Origin of the sequence: Chitinophaga parva (genome assembly GCF_003071345.1) — a bacterium.
GTDB classification, from domain to species: Bacteria; Bacteroidota; Bacteroidia; order Chitinophagales; family Chitinophagaceae; genus Chitinophaga; species Chitinophaga parva.
Genome location: NZ_QCYK01000002.1, coordinates 1,441,588 through 1,460,781, shown reverse-complemented (window position 1 = coordinate 1,460,781; position 19,194 = coordinate 1,441,588). Strand labels below are relative to the sequence as shown.

The 19,194-nt window shown below is 54.0% G+C and carries 16 protein-coding genes; 10 read left to right on the top strand and 6 right to left on the bottom strand.

The features are described 5' to 3' along the window. The first annotated feature begins 434 nt into the window (after positions 1 to 434). The 6 genes from DCC81_RS16235 to DCC81_RS16210 all read left to right on the top strand — a co-directional run bounded on the left by DCC81_RS16235 (position 435) and on the right by DCC81_RS16210 (position 6,584). Positions 435 to 2,807, top strand: coding sequence for a phosphoketolase family protein (locus DCC81_RS16235; RefSeq protein WP_108687645.1), 2,373 nt, complete (start codon positions 435 to 437; stop codon positions 2,805 to 2,807). 56 nt (positions 2,808 to 2,863) lie between these two features. After that, the gene (locus tag DCC81_RS16230) at positions 2,864 to 3,697 is read left to right on the top strand and encodes a sulfurtransferase (RefSeq protein WP_108687644.1); all 834 of its coding nucleotides are present in this window, start codon (positions 2,864 to 2,866) and stop codon (positions 3,695 to 3,697) included. A 68-nt stretch (positions 3,698 to 3,765) separates the two neighbouring features. Beyond that, positions 3,766 to 4,269: a peptide-methionine (R)-S-oxide reductase MsrB gene (msrB, locus tag DCC81_RS16225; protein ID WP_108688279.1), complete on the top strand. Its 504-nt coding sequence runs from the start codon at positions 3,766 to 3,768 to the stop codon at positions 4,267 to 4,269. A 178-nt stretch (positions 4,270 to 4,447) separates the two neighbouring features. Next, on the top strand, positions 4,448 to 5,194 hold the full coding sequence (locus DCC81_RS16220) for a peptidase associated/transthyretin-like domain-containing protein (protein WP_133177685.1): 747 nt from the start codon (positions 4,448 to 4,450) through the stop codon (positions 5,192 to 5,194). Between the two features lie 80 nt (positions 5,195 to 5,274). Beyond that, on the top strand, positions 5,275 to 5,874 hold the full coding sequence (locus tag DCC81_RS16215) for an RDD family protein (protein WP_108687642.1): 600 nt from the start codon (positions 5,275 to 5,277) through the stop codon (positions 5,872 to 5,874). A gap of 224 nt (positions 5,875 to 6,098) precedes the next feature. Beyond that, complete coding sequence (locus tag DCC81_RS16210) at positions 6,099 to 6,584, top strand: YybH family protein (protein WP_108687641.1); 486 nt, start codon at positions 6,099 to 6,101, stop codon at positions 6,582 to 6,584. 29 nt (positions 6,585 to 6,613) lie between these two features. On the opposite strand, the gene DCC81_RS16205 is transcribed toward DCC81_RS16210, so the two are convergent. The 3 genes from DCC81_RS16205 to DCC81_RS16195 form a co-directional block, all read right to left on the bottom strand. After that, complete coding sequence (locus DCC81_RS16205; protein ID WP_205686349.1) at positions 6,614 to 8,110, bottom strand: MFS transporter; 1,497 nt, start codon at positions 8,108 to 8,110, stop codon at positions 6,614 to 6,616. Between the two features lie 81 nt (positions 8,111 to 8,191). Then, positions 8,192 to 8,914, bottom strand: a complete 723-nt coding sequence (locus tag DCC81_RS16200; RefSeq protein ID WP_108687640.1) for a LytR/AlgR family response regulator transcription factor — start codon at positions 8,912 to 8,914, stop codon at positions 8,192 to 8,194. Then, positions 8,911 to 9,957 carry a sensor histidine kinase gene (locus DCC81_RS16195; RefSeq protein ID WP_108687639.1) on the bottom strand — a complete coding sequence of 349 codons (1,047 nt, stop codon included), beginning with the start codon at positions 9,955 to 9,957 and terminating at the stop codon, positions 8,911 to 8,913. The genes DCC81_RS16200 and DCC81_RS16195 overlap by 4 nt, the downstream gene beginning before the upstream one ends. Positions 9,958 to 10,146: 189 nt before the next feature. Here DCC81_RS16195 and DCC81_RS16190 point away from each other — a divergent pair, with 189 nt between their 5' ends. From DCC81_RS16190 to DCC81_RS16175, 4 genes are read left to right on the top strand one after another with little or no spacing between them, the layout of a single operon-like run. Further along, positions 10,147 to 11,457 carry a TolC family protein gene (locus DCC81_RS16190; RefSeq protein ID WP_108687638.1) on the top strand — a complete coding sequence of 437 codons (1,311 nt, stop codon included), beginning with the start codon at positions 10,147 to 10,149 and terminating at the stop codon, positions 11,455 to 11,457. Beyond that, positions 11,454 to 12,548, top strand: coding sequence for an efflux RND transporter periplasmic adaptor subunit (locus DCC81_RS16185; protein WP_108687637.1), 1,095 nt, complete (start codon positions 11,454 to 11,456; stop codon positions 12,546 to 12,548). Before DCC81_RS16190 ends, DCC81_RS16185 begins: the two co-directional genes overlap by 4 nt. 5 nt (positions 12,549 to 12,553) lie before the next feature. Beyond that, positions 12,554 to 13,801 carry an ABC transporter permease gene (locus DCC81_RS16180; protein ID WP_108687636.1) on the top strand — a complete coding sequence of 416 codons (1,248 nt, stop codon included), beginning with the start codon at positions 12,554 to 12,556 and terminating at the stop codon, positions 13,799 to 13,801. Between the two features lie 4 nt (positions 13,802 to 13,805). Then, positions 13,806 to 14,501, top strand: coding sequence for an ABC transporter ATP-binding protein (locus tag DCC81_RS16175; RefSeq protein WP_108687635.1), 696 nt, complete (start codon positions 13,806 to 13,808; stop codon positions 14,499 to 14,501). On the opposite strand, the gene DCC81_RS16170 is transcribed toward DCC81_RS16175, so the two are convergent. From DCC81_RS16170 to DCC81_RS16160, 3 genes are all read right to left on the bottom strand, one after another. After that, positions 14,502 to 16,901: an ABC transporter permease gene (locus DCC81_RS16170; RefSeq protein WP_108687634.1), complete on the bottom strand. Its 2,400-nt coding sequence runs from the start codon at positions 16,899 to 16,901 to the stop codon at positions 14,502 to 14,504. It abuts the gene before it with no gap. 217 nt (positions 16,902 to 17,118) lie between these two features. Continuing rightward, complete coding sequence (locus DCC81_RS16165) at positions 17,119 to 18,600, bottom strand: sensor histidine kinase (RefSeq protein ID WP_108687633.1); 1,482 nt, start codon at positions 18,598 to 18,600, stop codon at positions 17,119 to 17,121. Positions 18,601 to 18,743: 143 nt separating this feature from the next. Next, positions 18,744 to 19,157, bottom strand: coding sequence for a winged helix-turn-helix transcriptional regulator (locus tag DCC81_RS16160; protein ID WP_108687632.1), 414 nt, complete (start codon positions 19,155 to 19,157; stop codon positions 18,744 to 18,746). Positions 19,158 to 19,194: the final 37 nt, after the last annotated feature.

Below are 19,194 nucleotides of genomic sequence, written 5' to 3'. Positions count from 1 at the left end.
AGTTACTTGTTAAACGTTGATTGTTAACCGTGCGTGGCCCACGACAAGCCAGCCACCACAAAAAGTTAACCATTAATTATTTTTCATCCCTTCACCCGTTCCCTTTTTAACAATGAACGGTTAACGCATCCCATTTAACCATTAACAATTAACGGTTAACAGGTAACGGTTACGCCTTCACGGCTAAGGAATGAACGAATTGCGGCAATAATTTGTTTAATAAGTACCTCGCCGGCCAGGCAGCGTTGGCGTTATTCTTGTGCCATTGCTGGGTGCCCGGCGAATGAGGTGCCTGCTGGTATTTGCCCGGCAAATGTCCGGCATTCATTCCCGGGAAAAGTTGTATTAGATCAGTTTAAAAACTGACCTTCCTCATGGAAATAAACAGGGCAATACCTGTTCTTTAAGCTATATTACTATAAAACCAGGTTTGTATGATTGAGCAATATTCCAATCCGCTTTCACCCGAAGCATTGCAGCAGATAGATGCATACTGGCGGGCGTCCAACTATCTTTCCGTGGGACAGATCTACCTGCATGATAATCCCCTGCTGAAGGAGCCCCTGAAGATCGAACACATCAAACGCATGCTGCTGGGCCATTGGGGCACTACGCCGGGGCAAAACTTCATCTATGTGCACCTGAACCGCATCATTAAGCAGTACGACCTGGACATGCTCTACATTTCCGGTCCCGGGCACGGCGGGCCGGCCATGGTGAGCCAGACCTACCTGGAAGGCACCTACAGCGAGGTGTATCCTACCATAGGACAGGATGAGGCGGGACTGAAACGGCTGTTCACCCAGTTTTCTTTCCCGGGCGGCATTCCCAGTCACGTATCGCCGGAGTGCCCGGGCTCCATGCACGAGGGCGGGGAACTGGGATATTCCCTGAGCCACGCTTTTGGGGCCGTGTTTGATAATCCCGGCCTGGTGGTAGCCTGCGTGGTGGGTGATGGGGAAGCAGAAACCGGGCCCCTGGCCACGGCCTGGCATTCCAATAAATTCCTGAATCCCGTGAATGATGGCGTAGTGCTGCCCATCCTGCACCTGAATGGTTACAAGATCGCCAATCCCACGGTGCTGGCCCGCATCCCGGAAAAGGAATTGTTTGCCCTGTTTGAAGGCTATGGCTGGAAACCCTACCTGCTGGCGGGCGATGATCCCTTGACCATGCACCAGCAAATGGCCGGGCTGCTGGACACCGTTGTAGCAGACATCAAAGCCATAAAAAAACAAGCCACGGATGACGCCACGGCGGCGCGTCCCTGCTGGCCTATGATCATCCTGAAAACACCCAAAGGATGGACAGGGCCTAAATTCGTAGATGGGTTACCGGTAGAAGGAAGTTTCCGTTCCCACCAGGTGCCCCTCTCCGACCCTTCCCAACATCCCGAGCACCTGACCCAACTGGAAGAGTGGTTACGCAGTTACCGGCCCCAGGAACTCTTTGATGAAACCGGCCGCCTGCAACCGCAACTGCAAGCCCTGGCCCCGGAAAAAGAAAAGCGCATGGGCGCCAATCCCCATAGCAACGGGGGCCTGCTGCTGCAGGACCTGCGCATGCCGGACTTCCGGGAGTATGGCTTAAAGCTGGACGGGCGCGGCATGAAAGGCCCCGGTGACACCCTGGTACTGGGCAAATTCATCCGGGATGTGATCCACTTAAACCGCGACAAAAAGAACTTCCGCCTCTTTGGCCCGGACGAAACCCTGTCCAACAAACTGGACGCAGTATTTGAAACCACCAACCGCCAATGGATGGCCGAAACGATAGACACGGATGTGTTCCTGAAAAAAGAAGGCCGTGTGATGGAGATGCTCAGTGAACACCAATGCGAAGGCTGGCTGGAAGGCTACCTGCTCACCGGGAGGCATGGCTTGTTCAATTGTTATGAAGCCTTCATCCACATCATTGACTCCATGTTCAACCAGCATGCAAAATGGCTGAAAGTAACTGCAGGACTGCCCTGGCGGCGCAAGCTGGCATCGCTCAACATCCTGCTGGCATCGCACGTGTGGCGGCAGGATCACAACGGTTTCACGCACCAGGACCCGGGCTTCCTGGATCACGTGGTGAATAAAAAAGCGTCGGTGGTGCGGGTATACCTGCCGCCGGATGCCAACTGCCTGCTGTCTGTGATGGACCATTGTTTAAAGAGCCGGCATTATGTGAACGTGGTGGTGGCCGGCAAACATCCTTCCCCGCAGTGGCTGTCCATGGATGAAACGGTGATCCATTGCACCAAGGGCATTGGCATCTGGGAGTGGGCCAGCAACGATGCGTGCCAGGATCCCGATGTAGTGATGGCATGCGCGGGGGATGTGCCCACCCTGGAAACCCTGGCGGCAGTATCCATCCTGCGGGAACGCTTGCCGGAACTGAAGATCCGCGTGGTGAACGTGGTGGACCTGATGAAACTGCAACCGGAGAGTGAGCACCCGCATGGGCTGAGTGATACGGATTTTGACGCACTATTTACAAAAGACAAGCCCGTGATCTTTGCCTTTCATGCGTACCCGTGGCTGATACACCGGCTTACATACCGGAGAACGAACCATAACAACATCCATGTGAGAGGATACAAAGAGGAAGGTACCATCACCACGCCATTTGATATGACGGTGCTGAATGAGATGGACCGTTTTAGTTTGGTGCAGGACGTGGTGGACAGGCTGCCGCAGCTGGGAAATACCGGCGCATATCTGAAGCAGGAAATGAAGGATAAGCTGATAACGCACCGTAATTATATCCGGGCTAACGGGATTGATATGCCGGAGGTGAGGGACTGGAAGTGGAAAGGGTAAGATAAAGTGCGGAAATTAGCCGCGCCTCCGTAAATTAGGCACCTAATCCACTTTACATGCAACCACTGATCTCCATAAACGATCCTGCTATCACTGATGCCCGCACGGTACTGGTAGATGCCCGCGGGGGCGCCGATGCCCGCCAGCGTTACCTGGCCGGCCATATTCCCAACGCCATCTTTGCCGACCTGGAAACTGACCTGGCCCTGGTGCCGGAAAACCCTGCCCACGGCGGCCGCCATCCCCTGCCCCCGCTGGCAGATTTTGCCCGCCTGCTGGGACGCATGGGCATCACCCCGCACACGCACGTGATCGTATATGACGACAAAGCCGGCGCCATGGCCGCAGCCCGCTTCTGGTGGATGCTGCGCGCCATAGGCCATGAAAAAGTGCAGGTGCTCAATGGCGGCCTGCAGGCTGCCACCGGGCACCTGGCGCTCACCCATGAAGTGCCCCAGCCCACCCCGGCATCTGCCTACCCGGTACCGCCCACCTGGCCCGGCACCGTGGATATGGAAACCGCCGGTGCTGCCGCGCAGGACCCGCACAAACGCGTAGTAGATGTACGGGAAACACCGCGCTACCTGGGCCGTACGGAACCAATTGACCGCATCGCCGGTCACATTCCCGGCGCGGTGAATATTCCCTACCTCACGAACCTGGATGCCGATGGCCAATACCTGCCCCCTGCCACGCTGAAAGCCCACTATGAAGAAGCATTGGGCGGCACACCTGTGCAGGACGTGATCGTGCACTGCGGCAGCGGCGTTACGGCCTGCCACACGTTGCTGGGCATGGCACATGCCGGCATGGAAGGCGCGCAGTTGTATGTAGGCTCCTGGAGCGAGTGGTCGCGCAATGATAAACCCATTGCCACTACCCTGGCATAAGTTGCAATTTTAACATCTTGCTGACACCCGGGCACAAGGTATGTGGTAACTTTGGTAAAACATTTTACATGAAAGCATTCATCGTGCTGCTGGCCTTTATCACCGTAGGTTTAACGGCCTGCGGCCAATCTGATAAACCAGCCGGCCCCAATCCCTACTACTCCCGCACCGATACGCAGCAGCTGCACGTGGATAATGCCACCTGGAAGAAGATCCTTTCTCCCGACCTCTACGCCGTGGCCCGGGAAGGCGCCACGGAACGGGCTTTCACCGGTAAGTACTGGAACACGGACGACCGGGGTACCTATTACTGCGCCGTGTGTGGTAATCCGCTTTTCCGCTCCACCGCTAAATTCTCCAGCGAATGCGGCTGGCCCAGTTTCTTCCAGCCCCTCCGCAAAAACGCTACCGTGTACCTGGAAGACCACTCCCTGGGCATGGACCGCATAGAAGTACGGTGTGGCCGCTGCGGCTCCCACCTGGGACATATATTTGACGATGGCCCTCCTCCTACCCACAAACGGTATTGCATGAATTCTGTGTCACTGGAGTTTGTGCCGGATAAGAAGTGAAAATTGTCTTAAGTCTTAGGTCTTAGGTCTTATGTACCTTGCGTTGTTGCATGAGGGAAGACCTAAGACCTAAGACCTAAGACCCCCATTGAAAGATTTGTTAATATTTCCCTCCGCTTTTGCTTATCATTGCAACCTTACTTAGATTGGACCTGAAATGGTTCCCGGAAAACAACGCTTGAAAACAACTACGCTTCTTATAACGCTGCTCTTCCTGCAACTGGGCGCCATGGCGCAAAAGCTGCAACTGGTAAAGGGCACCGTGTACGACCGTACTGCGCGCTTTGGCATGGTGGGCGTAAGTGTAATGAGCAATTCCGGCCGCGGCACGGTGACCGATTCCCTGGGCCAGTACGCCATCCGCCTTCCCATCACCGATTCCATCAGTTTTTCTTACCAGGGCAAAGCCACCATGAAGTTTGCGGTGGCGGAGTTGCCACCTAATCACCCGTTTGACATGAGCATCCGGGTGGATGTACACGTGCTGCCCACCGTAGTGGTAGACGCAAAGCGCCTGCACGATTACCGGCGCGATTCCCTTGAATTCCGCGACGAATACCGCAAGGTGTTTGATTATGGACGGGATTATTTCACCGCGGTGAATGGGGGGGCCGGTATTAACCTGGACCTGCTGTTCAGCCTCCGGAAAGCCAAGCGCATGGAGCAATTCCAGCAACGGCTGATAAGGGATGAACAGGAAAAATACGTGGACTACCGCTTCAACAAAACCCTGGTGCGCCAGATCACCGGCCTGCAATCCCCTGCCATAGACACTTTTATGGTATGGTACCGCCCCAGCTATGAAATGCTGCAAAGTTTTGAGAACGAGTACGCCTACCTGAAATACATCCAGGAGTGGGGCGATTACTTTGGCCAGGAATGGAGAAAGCGGTACCACCAATCGGCCTATAAGAAAGGCTATTGATCCTCCTGTCTTTTTTGCACCGGGGACTTTCATGGTTCGCTAATTCTCCCTATCTTGTTGTCACCTATACTAGAACCCTTATGTTAAATTGTCCCAACTGTACAGCCCCGTTAACTGCACAAACAGCGCATTGCCCGACCTGTGGCGTTTCCCTGCAAACAACTGCTATTCCTCATACCTGGAGCCAGCGTGCTACCCCGGACGACCAGTTGCGCGTGGATGACCTGCTGTACAACAGCGATGTATACCCCCGCGCCAGTTTATGGCGGCGCTTCGTAGCCTACCTGATAGACTCGCTGATCTTTGGCGTGCTGTTTGTGCCGGCCATCGTTACAGTTGCAACCGAAAATGACAGTAATACAGCCGCCAGTACAAACCTTGCGTTCGTCATTTTGCTCCTCGTTCCGTTTGTGTACTTTATTGGGAAGGATAGCCTGTTCCGGGGGCGCAGCTTAGGCAAAATGGCCATGGGGCTGATGATAGTAGACGTGGCCAACCAGGTGCCCTGCGGTGCAGGTAAAGCAATTGCCCGTAACCTGGTGGGCTTTGCACTGGCATTTGTTCCTCTTGGAAGTATTGTAGACGTGGTGCTGATACTTACTGACCCTGAAGGCCGCCGCCTGGGAGACCGTGTTTGCCGCACGCAGGTGGTCCCGCAAAGTGCTTATCATAAGGCCTGACCCAAGCCTATTTCACATACTGACCTGTCCCGGAAATTTCTAATTTGACGTGGATGGCCAATAAGGCACAGCCCAACGACGGAAAAACCCCACGAACGACATATGCCCCACACGAGCGGGCCCAAAGTGCTGCAACGGTTGTCTGCAACCCGGTTGCAGCGCTTTGTCTTATTTATAAAAATGGCATACAGCAATACTGCAACTTTGGATTAAAACAACGCCATATGAAAAAGATCCTCTTATTACTCTTCGTATGGATAGCCGCGCTCCTTCCCGCCAAAGCCCAGTCCATGATTGACCCGGAAGATGAAGCCGGTATCCAGCAAACCATTGCCGGCGAGACCGCCGCTTATGTAAACCGCGACAGCGCCCTGGTGCTGAGCTATTACACGAACGATCCTATTACCCAGGCTGTGTGGAACGCACCGGATGGTGGTTATGGCAGCTACCGCGGCTACGAAGTACTGAAAGCAAACGTGGCAAGCGACTTCCAAAAACATCCTGAAAAGCCCATTGAGCCTACAGTGGAGCGCACGGACTGGTTTTTCCGGCCACTGGGCAGGGACTGGATGTGGGTGAACTTTACGCAACGCAGCGTAACGCCGGACGGTAAGAAAATGGAGAACTATGAAACCCGGGTAATGAAAAAAGAACGTGGTAAATGGAAAATAGCAGTGATGTATGCCATGAGTGATCACGGCAGACATTAATACTGCAAAAGGTGAAGTACGCAACTGCTTCACTTTTTTTTATACACCCATGCCACGCGCAGCGTTACCAGCAACATGAGTATGGCCGCCACCGTGGCCGTAATATGCAGGGAGTGTAAAAAGGACGACCGGGCTGTTTGTACTAACGCCTGCCCTGCCGCAGCTGGCAGGCGCTTTGCCGCTTCCACGGCGGCTCCCAGCGTGTTGCGTGCCTCGCCACCGGTGTGCTGCATGGCTGCCCGGTACACCGCCGTACCCATGCTCCCGAGCAGGCCCACGCCCATGGCAGCGCCAAAGGTGGTACTGGTTTCATAAATACCTGCCGCAGCCCCAGCCTTTTCATGCGGCGCCGCAGAAATTACTTTATCAACACCCAACGTGACCGTGCTGCTGGTGCCAATGCCCATACACACCGTACCCGCGATCAGCATGGCCAGGTCACTGGCCACTGCATAGCAAACCAGTGCCAATGCGGTCATCAACATGCCGCTTATGATTACGTTAGGCGCGCCCCACCTGCGTGCCAGCTGTGGCGCTGCCATGCAAAAGACCATGCTCACCAACGTGGATGGCAGGGTCCAAAGGCCCGCTTGCAATGGGTCCAGGCCCACTACCAGTTGCAGGTATTGTGCAACAAATAAATACAACCCTGCCCAGCAAAAAAGCGACAACAGGAGGCCCAGCAACGTAGCATTGAAAGAGGCCACTTTAAAGAGCTGCAGGTCTATGAGCGGATGCGCGGCCTTTGCCTGCCTTTGCAGGAAGCCCAGCAACACCAGGATGCCTCCGCAGGCCAGCCCTGCAGAAACCCCATTCACGGCCACCGCCTCGCTGCTGCGCTTCACGGCGTAGATCAGGGATAACAGGCCCAGTAACAGCAGGAATGCGCTGCCTATATCAAAACGGCCTTCCTGCGGCGCACGGTATTCCGGCAGGAAACGGGGCGCCAGCACAAGGAATAGCAGCATCACCGGTGTACCGATCAAAAACACGGAGCCCCACCAGTAATGATCCAGCAACAGCCCGCCCAGCAAGGGCCCCAGCATAGTACCCGTGGAAAAACAAGTGGTCCACACGCCCATGGCCACCGCCCTCTCCTTATCATCATGAAAAAGGCTCCGCACCAATGCCACGATAGACGGCATGATGGCCGCACCTGCCATGCCCATAATGCCGCGCGCCACGATCAGCATATTCGGGCTGCCGGAAAAGGCCCCCATTGCAGATGCCAGGGCAAACACCACGGCACCGCACAGCAGTAGTTTACGCCGCCCTATACGGTCGCCCAGGGTGCCCATGGTAATGAGCAGGCCTCCCTGCAGGAAAGAATAAATATCCGTGATCCACAGCAGCTGCGCACTACCTGGTTGCAAAGCCGCGCTGATATGGGGCAGGGCCAGGTAGGTAACGGTGAAGTCCATAGACACCAGCAATGTAGGCAGCGCCAGCGCTGCCAGCCCTACCCATTGGCGCCGCCCGGCCTTTGCCGGTGCTGCTTCCAGGGGAATAACCATCTTATCCGTCATATGGTAAAAATAGGAATGCAGGGGTAAAACCAGGCTGTGCGCGCGGGACAAAGAACGGGGGTGATAAAGACAAAAAAGGTTCTACCGGCTCAGGAGTTTGCGTGCCACATATTCATCAAAAAAATGCTGGCGGTAAGCATTGCCAATGGGCACTTCAAACTGGCGGAGGAATACGGTGTTGTTGTCAAAAGAAGTAATGTGCTGCACATTCACGATATAAGATTTGCTGATACGCACAAAGAGCTGGGCGGGCAGCTGGTCGTGAATGGTTTTGATGTTCATGGCAGTAATAATATTCTGTCCTTCCGTATGCAGCACCACGTAATCTTTGAGGCCTTCAATAAAAAGAATATCCTTGAAAAAAACCTTGAACACTTTGCGATCTGCCTTCACGAAAAAATAGTCGCCGGCAATGTTTTCAATGCTGGCCATCTGTGGTGAGCCTTTAAGCAGTTGCAGGTAAGCCTGCGCTTTCTGCACGGCCTTCTGGAAGCGCTCGGGGCGTATGGGTTTGATGAGATAATCCACCGCGTCTACATCGTAGCTATCCAGTGCGTATTCCGCGTAAGCGGTGGTGAAGACCACCAGTGTCTTTGGGGAAATGCTGCGCGCAAAATCCAGCCCGTTGGTGCCGGGCATCTGAATGTCCAGGAACACCAGGTCCACCGCGTTTTCATCCAGGAAAGCGGCGGCAGCGGCGGCGTTGCTGAAATTACCCAGCAGTTGCAGGTCCTTTTGTTTACTGATCAGCAGGGCCATGCCTTCCCGTGCCAGGGGCTCGTCATCTACCACGATGCAATTCATAAGCGGATGCTTAATTGGATGATGAATTGGTCTGCAGTTTCATGCATCTGCAGCCGGTGCCGGTCCGGGTAAAGCAAAGCCAGCCTGCGCTTTACGTTTGCCAAACCCAGGCCGCCCTCTTTTTTGGGGCCGGCTTGTACCGGCTTTGAATTTACGCATTTAAACTGCAGCATGTCATTTTGCACGGAAAAATAAAGTTCCACGTAAGACGGGGAATCCGCATCCAGGTTGTGTTTCACCGCGTTTTCCACGAAGGTGACAAAGAGCAGGGGCGGTACCAGTACCCCGCTCAGGGCGCCTTCCTGTGAAATGGAGAAGCGGAACTGGTCCCGGCGGATGCGCTCCAGGTTGAGCAGGTCATTGAGAAAATGAATATCTGATGTGAGGAGCACCTGTGCCCGGGTACTATCGTACAGCAGGTAGCGCAGGAAATCACTGAGTTTCAGGAGCACCTGGGAGGCCTTCTCCGGGTCTTTTTGCGTAAGCACATTGGCATTGTTCAGCATATTGAACAGGAAATGCGGGTTGATCTGGTTCTTCAACTGCTCCATTTCCGATTGCAGTGTATTGCGTTCCAGTTCATTGATGCGCTGCGTATCCAGCACCCAGCGCTGGAAGAGCTTAATGGCCGTAGAAGCACCTACCAGTGACATGATGAGCACTACAAAAGGAAAGATGCGGGGCCCGTCGTTCAGGTGGCCGTCATTCAGGTAAGGATGCAGCACGCGCTTTACAAAAGTGACGATCTGGTAGGCAATAACAAGGTACACGAGCAGGCCTGCCGTGAAGTGCAGGTAGCGGCCTGTCAGCAGGAACTTAGGCGTAAGCCAGTACATATTGGTATAGAACATGGCCACCAGCCATACAAACAGGCAGCTCTTCACATACGTGGCCAGGGGCTCATTGCCCACCATATTGTTGTTATACAAGGCTATCGCCACAAAACACAGCACCAGCACATGGCGGAACACCCGGTAGCGTGCTTCCAGGAGGAAGGATAGCAGCCAGGCGGAGGCCAATTGCCCATTCGGATTTTTTCGCATGGTACAAAAATAAAGCGAGGGGGCTATTCGTCTTCCTGTTTTATACAAAACTCCCCGGAAATTATACCAAGTATGCACCGTTATTTTGGTATAAAAAAAGGCACCTTTGCTATAATTTCCCGCAAACAAGCCCCGCCAGGCAGTAGTTTTGCAGCATTCTATTTTACCAGTTTCTAAAACACCACATCGATGCGTCGATTCTTAATGCTAGGGTGGCTGTTGTGCACCGGGCTTGGAGCCTTTGCGCAGGACCAGCTTACCTTTACCTCGCTCGACGATGTATTTGCCTACGCGGAAGCGCACAGCAGTACGTACAAGAACGCCTCCCAACAAACGCTGCTGGCCAAGTACCAGACCCTGGCCGCCCAGCTCTCTAAATGGAACCTGAAGGCGGAGGCCAATTTCACCGCCATAGACAATACCAAGCTGCCCGTAAACTTCCTGCCGGCGGAGATCTTCGGCGGCCAGCCCGGTGAGTTCAAGACCATCACCCTGGGCCAGCAATACGTAAGCACCATCAGCACCTCTCCCCAGTTTGACATCCTCAACCCCTACGCCATGGGGCTGGTAAAAGTATCCAGGGCCAATGAGCAGCTGACCCGCATTACCAACCAGCTGAATAAAAAGACCCTTTGTGAGAGTATTGCGGCTTCGTACTACAATATCCTTTCTTACAAATGGCAGCTCCTGGCCCTGCAGGAAAGCCTGGTCAATGCGGATTCCCTTACGCAGATCATGCAGCGCAAACAGGTGGAGGGCATAGCCCGCACCCAGGATGTAAACAACTCCCTGGCTAACCAGCTGGCGATCAAAGACCGCATACAGCAGCTGGAAATACTGGCTGCACAGGAAACAGAGAACCTGAAACTGCTCTGCGACATTCCCGCCGGTGCGGAAGTGAGCGTAACAGCCGCCCAGCCATCGCCAGTGTTTGACGACAACCTAACGGCAACGAATACACTGAATAAGCAGCAATGGGAATGGCAGCAGAAATACCGCAAGGCAGACCTGGAAGCCAACAAAAAATGGTTCCTGCCCACGGTGAGCTTCATCAGCAATGTAGGATGGAACCAATACAGTAACAACCGTTTCTTCGACAAAACTTCCTGGCCAGGCACCAATTATGTGGGCCTGCGTTTCAGCGTGCCCCTGGCCCCGGACGTGACCAAAGCCGCTACCGTGCGGTATGACCGGGTGTACATGCGGATCAATGAAACCAATATTGCCCATGCCGCCCTGCAGGACAGCGTGAGCAACCGGCAGGTGGTGCTGGACTATAAAAAGGCATTTACCAGCTACCAGCTCTCATCACACATTGCCTCCCTGAAAAAAGATTCTTACCAGAAGAACCTGGATATTTACAAGGAAGGCATTCTTTCCGCTACAGACCTGCTGATCTCTTTCAACGATTGGCTGAACAGCAGCATTACCACGGTGGCCCAACTGGCCACCAGCGAATACGACAGATCCAAGATAAACATCAACAATACTTTCAAATGAGACTTGCCCGCTTATTACCGGCCTGCATAGGCCTGCTGGCCCTGAGTGCCTGCGGTGGCCAGAAAGGCGTGAGCCCTGAGCGCCACGACATTACCGAAATGGTATTTGCCTCCGGCGTGCTGGAAGCTTATGATCAATACAACCTCACCGCCCAGCAGGATGGCTACCTGGTGCAGCTCAACTTCAATGAAGGAGACCTGGTCAGCAAAACCCAGCTGCTGGCTGTAATAGACAACCACCAGAATGTGCTGAACTCCCGCAGCGCGGAAGAACTGCATGGCATAGCCCAACGCAATACCCTGCCCTCCGCCCCTGCCCTGCAGCAGATCCAGGCTAACATCACGGCCGCGGAAGCCAAACTGCAACAGGACCAGCAGCTGGCAGACCGTTACAAGCGCCTGTACCAAAACAACAGCGTATCACGCCTGGAATATGAAAACGCACAACTGGCGGCGGTAAGCTCCAAAGCCACGCTGGATGGGCTGCAACAAGAGTATAACAATGCCAGGATCAATGCCACCCAGCAGGAAGTGGCCCAGCGTTTTGCCAGCGGGGTAAACCAGGTGCTGGCAGGCCAGAACCAGGTAAAGGCAGTGACCAATGGCCGCATTTATCAAAAGCTGAAGCAACTGGGAGACTATGTAAAAAAAGGCGATGTGATCGCCGTGATCGGTGACCCGGACCTGATATACGCCAAGCTGAATGTGGATGAAACCAACATGGCCAAGGTGAAGGAAGGACAGGCCGTAGTGGTGCGCCTGAACACCAACCGCGCTAAAACTTACAATGCCACCGTACACCAGATCCTGCCTGCATTTGACGCCAACACACAATCCTTCCTGGTAAAGGCGTACTTTACCGACAGCCTGGATTTCCGCATAGCCGGCACCCAGCTGGAGGCCAATATCATCACCGGTGAAAAGAAAAATGCCCTGGTAATACCCCGCTCCTACCTGCAATACGGCAGTACCGTGCTGCTGAAAAAAGATAAGAAGAAGGTGCCCGTACAAACCGGCATCATCTCCAGCGACTGGGTGGAGATCCTGGGTGGCATAGATGAACACGCGGTATTGATCCAGGACAACAAATAAAGATCATGGCAGACAAGCACAGGCATAACATTGATTCGGAGATCTCGCTCACATACATCACTACCAGCCGCAAACTCACGGCGGTGGCGTCACTGGGCGTTACCATCGGTGTGGCCATTTACATATTCATGAACTCCATGGCGGCGGGCTTTTCCAAAAAATCCGATGCTACCATGTTCAAAAATGTACCCCACGTAAGGGTGTACAAGGATGATGAGATCAGCGCCCCGCTGCGGGCTGGCGCAGGCAATGGAGCACTCCCGGTGATCGTAAATCCCCGTGTGGTACCGGAAAGCCAGAAGATCATCAACCCGGACCAGGTACTGGCCCTGCTGCGCCAGCAACCGGAGGTGGTGATTGCCACACCCCAGGTAGGCGTGGATGTATTCTACAACAGCGGCCGCACACAGATAGCAGGAACCGCGTCCGGTGTGATCATTGAGGAGGCAGATAAGATGTTCAGCATTGCCGAAACCATGGTGGAAGGCAGGATGGAGGACCTGAAAAGCACGCCCAACGGCATCCTGGTGGGGGTAGGCGTAGCGCAGAAGATGAGTGTAAAAACGGGGGATAACATCACCATCACTTCTTCCCGCAATGTAACCAAGGTGATGAAAGTGGTGGGCATGTTCAAGACCAGCAATTCCAATATTGACAAAACAAAGTCTTACATCAACATCAGCACCGCCCGGCAACTGAAGCTGGAAAGCCCCAGCTACGTGAGCGACATCGATGTGAATGTGAAAGACTACGACAATGCAGCCAGGTACTCCGCACAGCTATCCTTCCTTACCGGTTACAAAGCGGAAGACTGGAAAGCGGCCAATGAAACCCTGGTGGCGGCAGCCAGGATGCGCACTATCCTGATCAATGTGATCTCCATGTCTATCCTGCTGGTGGCGGGTTTTGGCATTTACAACATCCTGAACATGACCATTAACCAGAAGATCAATGAAATAGCCATTCTCAAGGCCATGGGCTTCCAGGGCAGGGACGTGGTACGCATCTTTGTGCAGCAGGCCATGATGATTGGGCTGGGCGGCATCGTGATGGGATCCTTGTTATGCTCCCTGCTGGTGTATGCGCTGCAACATGTGTACGTGGGCGGTGATATTGGCTACTTCCCCATCCATTTTGAACCGCAGATGTATACCCGCGGTATCATCTTTGGCCTGATCATCACTTTCTTTGCCGGCTATTTTCCTGCGCGTAAAGCCTCGAACGTAGACCCGGTATCCATTTTCAGAAAATAAGCATATGCAGTCAGAAGTTATTTTGCAGGCGGATAAAATAGGTAAATATTTCTATGACCCCGAAAAGTTCCGGGTACTGAATGATATTTCCTTTACCGTGAACCAGGGTGAATTTGTAACCCTGGTGGGCAAGTCCGGCAGTGGAAAGTCAACCCTGCTCTACATCCTGTCTACCATGGATACGGAATATGATGGCACACTCTCCATACACAACCAGCAGATAACCGGCATGAAGCAGAACAGCCTGGCGGCCCTGCGCAATGAGAAGATCGGTTTTGTATTCCAGTTCCACTACCTGTTGCCAGAGTTCAGTTGCCTGCGCAACGTAATGATACCGGCGCTAAGACTGGGCAGATACTCCCGGAAAGAAATTGAAGAAAGGGCTTATGAAAAGCTGAAGATGCTGGGCCTTGAAGACCAGGCCCTGAAACTCTCCGCCAAGCTCTCCGGTGGGCAACAGCAACGGGTAGCCATTGCCCGCGCGCTCATCAACGACCCGCTGATCATCATGGGTGATGAGCCTACCGGCAACCTGGATAGCAAAAACACGGGCATTGTGTTTGACATCCTGCAGGACCTGGCACACAACTACCACCAGACCATTGTGGCCGTGACGCACGACAATGATTTTGCCCACCGCAGCGACCGTACCATTGAGATGCAGGACGGCCATATCATCACTACCCAAAAGCAGTTTTGATCATGCGCTGGCAAGGCTCTTCACAGGATTAGCCAGGGCGGCCCTTACAGACAGGTAGCCCACCGTGCAAATGGCCACCAGCCCGGTACCTGCAAACGAAAGCAGGAAGATGCCGGGACCTGGCGTGATGTGATACTTGAATTGCTCGAGGTAACGGGTGGCCGCATACCAGCCCAGGGGCGCTGCCACTACAAATGCCAGCAACAGCAGGCGGCTGAATTCCTTTCCAAACAGCCAGAGGATCTGGTGCAAACCGGCACCCAATACCTTGCGTACGCCTATTTCACGGGTCTTGTTTACCGCCAGGAAGGCAGCCAGGCCATACAGCCCCAAACAGCCAATGAACACCGCGATCGCTGTAAATACTTCCACCAGGCGCAAGATCACATAATCCTGCTCATAGAACCGGGCAATGTGATCATCTATAAATTCGTAAGTAAACACCGCGTTGGGAAATTCGGTAGCCCAGAGCGCAGACAGGGATTTCAATACTTCCGGAATATGTTCCGGATCTGTTACCACGGCGCAGTGCGTATATTGATGATAGTTAGGCATGATCACCACCGGCCCTATCTCGTTATGAAAAGAAGAGTTGTAAAAATTCTTCACCACCCCTACAATAGTACCCACGCCACTGCCCGCATCAATGCTTACCTGGTGGCCTATGACATCAGCCGGCGTTGCAATACCCAGGAGCTTTACAAACTTTTCATTGACCACAAATTCTTTCGCGGAATCTGCCGGGAAAAAGTTGCGGCCCGCTACCAGTTGCAGCCCAAAGGTGGAGAGGTACTGGTCATCCGCATCTTTCTCATCCACGTACCAGCTTTCCGGCTGCGGGCGTGCTTCAAACTGCACGGTGGTAGCATTGCCGGAAGTGGAGGCAGGCGGCATAAAGAACACACTGGCTTTGTACACACCAGGAATGTGCTGTAACCGGGTACGCAATGTCTGAAGCTGCAGGCGGTGCTGCTCCGGTACATTGACCATCACCACCGCATTGCGCTGGAAACCTAAGTCTGCATGCACGGCATAGTACATTTGCCAGGCCACCACCACTGCGCCAATGATCAACACCTGTGAAATGGTGAACTGCAACACTACCAGCACCCGCCGCAGGGAGAACCCACCAACCTGCTGTTGGGATATCCCGCCCCTGAGCGACTGTACCGGCTGGAAACGCGCCATCACCAGCCCGGGATAAGCGCCCGCCAGCAAGGTGACCATGATGACCAGCAGGGGCAGGAAAACCAATACCGCAGGACTATACAGCTGGCGAAGGCTAAGCTGCACCTTCACCATATCATTAAGCGCGGGCAATAAGATAATAGTGATCAATACGGACAACAACACGGATAGCAACGTGATGATGGCAGTTTCCAGCAGGAACTGGCCTACCAGCTGGCGGCGCAGGCTTCCCATTACTTTACGCACCCCTATTTCCCGGGCACGGTTCAGCGCCCGGGCCGTGCTGAGATTTATAAAATTGACACACGCGGTGAGCAGTATGAAAGCCGCGATAGCGGCCAGTGTCCAGAGGTTCTTCTTATTGGCATGCTCCCGGTACCCGCTGAAGAAGTGGGCATCCTGCAAGGGTATCATTTCAAATGCCCAGCCCTGGCGGGTGATCTCATCCGGCTTGTAGTTCTTTTGTACCACCTGCTTCAATGCGGCTTGCATTTGTGCGGGCGTGGTACCCGGCTTCACGAGCACATAGGCCAGGCACCGCCCATAGAATCCATCCCAGCTGCTATCGCTGGCGGTGAAGGGATTTTCCTGGGCAAGGTTGGCATCAGACACAAACACCTTTGCGGTTACATCGGTATTACCTGGCAGATCGCGCAGCACGCCCTTTACAATGAAATCTATCTTGTTCTTAAAACGGATCGTTTGCCCCAGCGCAGCGGCGGGGTTTCCAAAATATTTACGTGCAGTGGTTTCCGTTAGTAATGCACCGCCGGGCCCCTGTAACGCGTTGGGATCGCCCAGCAGCAGGGGGAAATCAAATATTTTAAAGAAGGAGGGCCCGGTAAAGGCTACGCCGCCTGCTTCCATGTACTTCTGCACGGTGCCATGCTGCGTGGTGCTCACCAGCGTGTTGGGATAGGTAACAATGCGGGCGGTGTTTTCCACGAAAGCAAATTCCTGCCGTATCGCCTTGGCCAGGGGGCCCGGCACACCGGCAAAATGATTGACGTTGCCGTCATTGAGGATAGTGGTAGCCTGGTAAATGCGGCTGGCCTTTGTATGAAAACGGTCGAAACTAAAGTGCCAGCTTACCACCAGGAAGATCAGCAGGGAGCAGGTAATGGCCAGGGTGAGGCCCATGATATTGATGATGGCATAGCCGCGGTGGCGGCTTAGCTGGCGGAGGGCTACTGTGAGGTAGTTACGGAGCATAGCGCGGAAGTTTGATGCTGCAATGCGCAAGGCTTGCAAAAGCCCCGCCGGTTTTGCAAACTATTGATTTACAACACACGGCAAAAGCACAGGCACTTGTGCATTGTCCGCCATGGCACAGGAACTGTCCGTTTCCGGACGGCCGGTTTGATCGTGAAAAATACATCCGCAAATGTTCGGCCCTGAGCGGGCGGGCGCCCAATGTACATTTTACAGATTATTGGGTAAAAGGGATAGAAAAATAAAAGCGGCTGCCATGGCCTGGTGTAGACTCCACCCAGATCTGCCCATTATGCAGGGCCACGATCTTCTTTGCATAGGCCAGGCCTATACCCGCGCCGGGGTACTGGTCCTTGGAGTGCAGGCGCTGGAACATCATAAAGATCTTGGACATGGCGGGTTCCTCCATGCCAATGCCATTGTCTTTCACACAAAAGATCCAACGGTTGCGACTGCGTTCTGCCGTCACCGTTACATGGGGCACTTCTCCCGGGCGGCGGAACTTAATAGCGTTGCTCACCAGGTTTTGCAATAGCTGGCGCAGTTCCAGGCGGTAGCCTTGTAAAACTGGCATGTTTTGCCCCTCTACAACAGCGCCGGTGGTGCTGATCATATCATGCAGGTCCTGCTTTACTTCCTCCAGCAGTTCCGCGGAATGCACGGTGGCAATCACTTTGTTGGCCCCCAGCGTGGAGTATTCCAGGATAGCGCGGATCAGCTCCCGCATGCGTACCGCGGCCTTCATTACCAGCGATATGTAAAGGTGTCCGTGCTCGTCCACCAGGGGCGCATATTTGTGCTCAAACATGCTGAGGAAATTGGTGATAGTGCGCAGGGGTTGTTGCAGGTCGTGCGAAGCAATGTAAGTGAGCTGCTCCATTTCCCGGTTGCGGTCTTCCAGTTGCTGCAGGTAGCGCTCCTGCGCCTCCTCCGCTTTTTTATTGGCGGTGAGGTCTTTGGTCACTTTGGAAAACCCGATCACTTCACCGGCATCATTGTGCAGGGCTGTGATCACGATGCTGCCCCAGAACAGGCTGCCATCCTTGCGCATGCGCCAGCCTTCATGATGAGCGCGGCCCTGTAGCCTGGCCATGGCCAGCAGTGCTTCCGGCAACTGGTGCTGGCGGTCCTTCTCGGGATAGAAAATACGGAAATGGCGCCCGATGATCTCTGCGGCCGTGTAGCCCTTTAATTTCTCCGCGCCAATGTTCCAGTTCTGTATACCACCTTCCGTATCCAGGAGGAGGATGGCATAATCCTGTACCGCTTCCACCATGCGGCTGTAGCGTTCTTCAGAAGCCCGCAGGCGGTCTGTATATTCCTTTTGTGCGGTAAGGTCGCGTGTAACTTTAGTGAAGCCTATCACCTCCCCATCATCATCGTGGATGGCGGTGATCACGATGCTGCCCCAGAAGCGGGTGCCATCTTTACGTACGCGCCAGCCCTCATCACGGGCGGAGCCGGTGTTGCGGGCTATATTGATGAGGCGGTACGGCCGGCCGGCCTCCTGGTCCTCCGGGGTATAGAACACATGAAAGTGTTGGCCCACTATTTCATCGGCGGTATATCCCTTTACTTTCTGTGCGCCGCGGTTCCAACTGGCAATCTTGCCCTCTGTATCCAGCAGCAATACAGCATAGTCTTCGATCTCCTCCACCATTTTCTGGGCCATCAGCGCCTTGATATCAATGGCATGCATATTTGTTGTCTATTGTGCTCGTTAAGGTTCTTTATCACACCGGTTGGGCTAAACAACATGGTTTCAGACGATGGATAATGGCTTCCGTATTCACAGCCAATACATTACAAGATAGGTTAATTCAGTAAGAAAACAAGCCCACGCTAAGATGCCTGCACACGCGCGTCGGGTATATCGGCAATATTACCCTCCCAGTATACGCCTTTCCGGTGCCCGTCTTCTATAGACCATGTTGCCATGGCTACCAGCACTTCCCGCAGCCTCCAGCCGGCTTCTGTGAGGCTGTAAGTTACGTAAGGCGGCACCACCGGTTTTGCCTCCCGGGTAAGCAGGCTGTCTGCTTCCAGCTGCTTCAGTTGCTGGATCAATACCTTCTCCGTAATGGAAGGCATGGACTTCCGGATCTCGCTGTAGCGCTTGGGGCCGGAGAGTAGGTTGAACAGGATGATGGGCTTCCAGTAGCCGCCTATGCGCTCCATGAGATACGTAACAGGGCACTGCTGGAAGGTAAGTGCTTTATTTTCCTGGATGGTGGATGTTTTCTTGATCGCGGTCATATAAACCTACTTTAGGGTAAGTACTTGTACAAAAGTA

What these genes read in the sequence shown, in the direction of transcription:
- DCC81_RS16180 (WP_108687636.1), top strand. Translation starts at nt 12,554, where the DNA reads ATGGCAGACAAGCACAGGCATAACATTGATTCGGAGATCTCGCTCACA.
- DCC81_RS16160 (WP_108687632.1), bottom strand. Translation starts at nt 19,157, where the DNA reads ATGACCGCGATCAAGAAAACATCCACCATCCAGGAAAATAAAGCACTT.
- DCC81_RS16200 (WP_108687640.1), bottom strand. Translation starts at nt 8,914, where the DNA reads ATGAATTGCATCGTGGTAGATGACGAGCCCCTGGCACGGGAAGGCATG.
- DCC81_RS16205 (WP_205686349.1), bottom strand. Translation starts at nt 8,110, where the DNA reads ATGACGGATAAGATGGTTATTCCCCTGGAAGCAGCACCGGCAAAGGCC.
- DCC81_RS16170 (WP_108687634.1), bottom strand. Translation starts at nt 16,901, where the DNA reads ATGCTCCGTAACTACCTCACAGTAGCCCTCCGCCAGCTAAGCCGCCAC.
- DCC81_RS16195 (WP_108687639.1), bottom strand. Translation starts at nt 9,957, where the DNA reads ATGCGAAAAAATCCGAATGGGCAATTGGCCTCCGCCTGGCTGCTATCC.
- DCC81_RS16215 (WP_108687642.1), top strand. Translation starts at nt 5,275, where the DNA reads ATGTTAAATTGTCCCAACTGTACAGCCCCGTTAACTGCACAAACAGCG.
- DCC81_RS16230 (WP_108687644.1), top strand. Translation starts at nt 2,864, where the DNA reads ATGCAACCACTGATCTCCATAAACGATCCTGCTATCACTGATGCCCGC.
- DCC81_RS16210 (WP_108687641.1), top strand. Translation starts at nt 6,099, where the DNA reads ATGAAAAAGATCCTCTTATTACTCTTCGTATGGATAGCCGCGCTCCTT.
- DCC81_RS16190 (WP_108687638.1), top strand. Translation starts at nt 10,147, where the DNA reads ATGCGTCGATTCTTAATGCTAGGGTGGCTGTTGTGCACCGGGCTTGGA.
- DCC81_RS16175 (WP_108687635.1), top strand. Translation starts at nt 13,806, where the DNA reads ATGCAGTCAGAAGTTATTTTGCAGGCGGATAAAATAGGTAAATATTTC.
- DCC81_RS16185 (WP_108687637.1), top strand. Translation starts at nt 11,454, where the DNA reads ATGAGACTTGCCCGCTTATTACCGGCCTGCATAGGCCTGCTGGCCCTG.
- DCC81_RS16235 (WP_108687645.1), top strand. Translation starts at nt 435, where the DNA reads ATGATTGAGCAATATTCCAATCCGCTTTCACCCGAAGCATTGCAGCAG.
- DCC81_RS16165 (WP_108687633.1), bottom strand. Translation starts at nt 18,600, where the DNA reads ATGCATGCCATTGATATCAAGGCGCTGATGGCCCAGAAAATGGTGGAG.
- msrB (WP_108688279.1), top strand. Translation starts at nt 3,766, where the DNA reads ATGAAAGCATTCATCGTGCTGCTGGCCTTTATCACCGTAGGTTTAACG.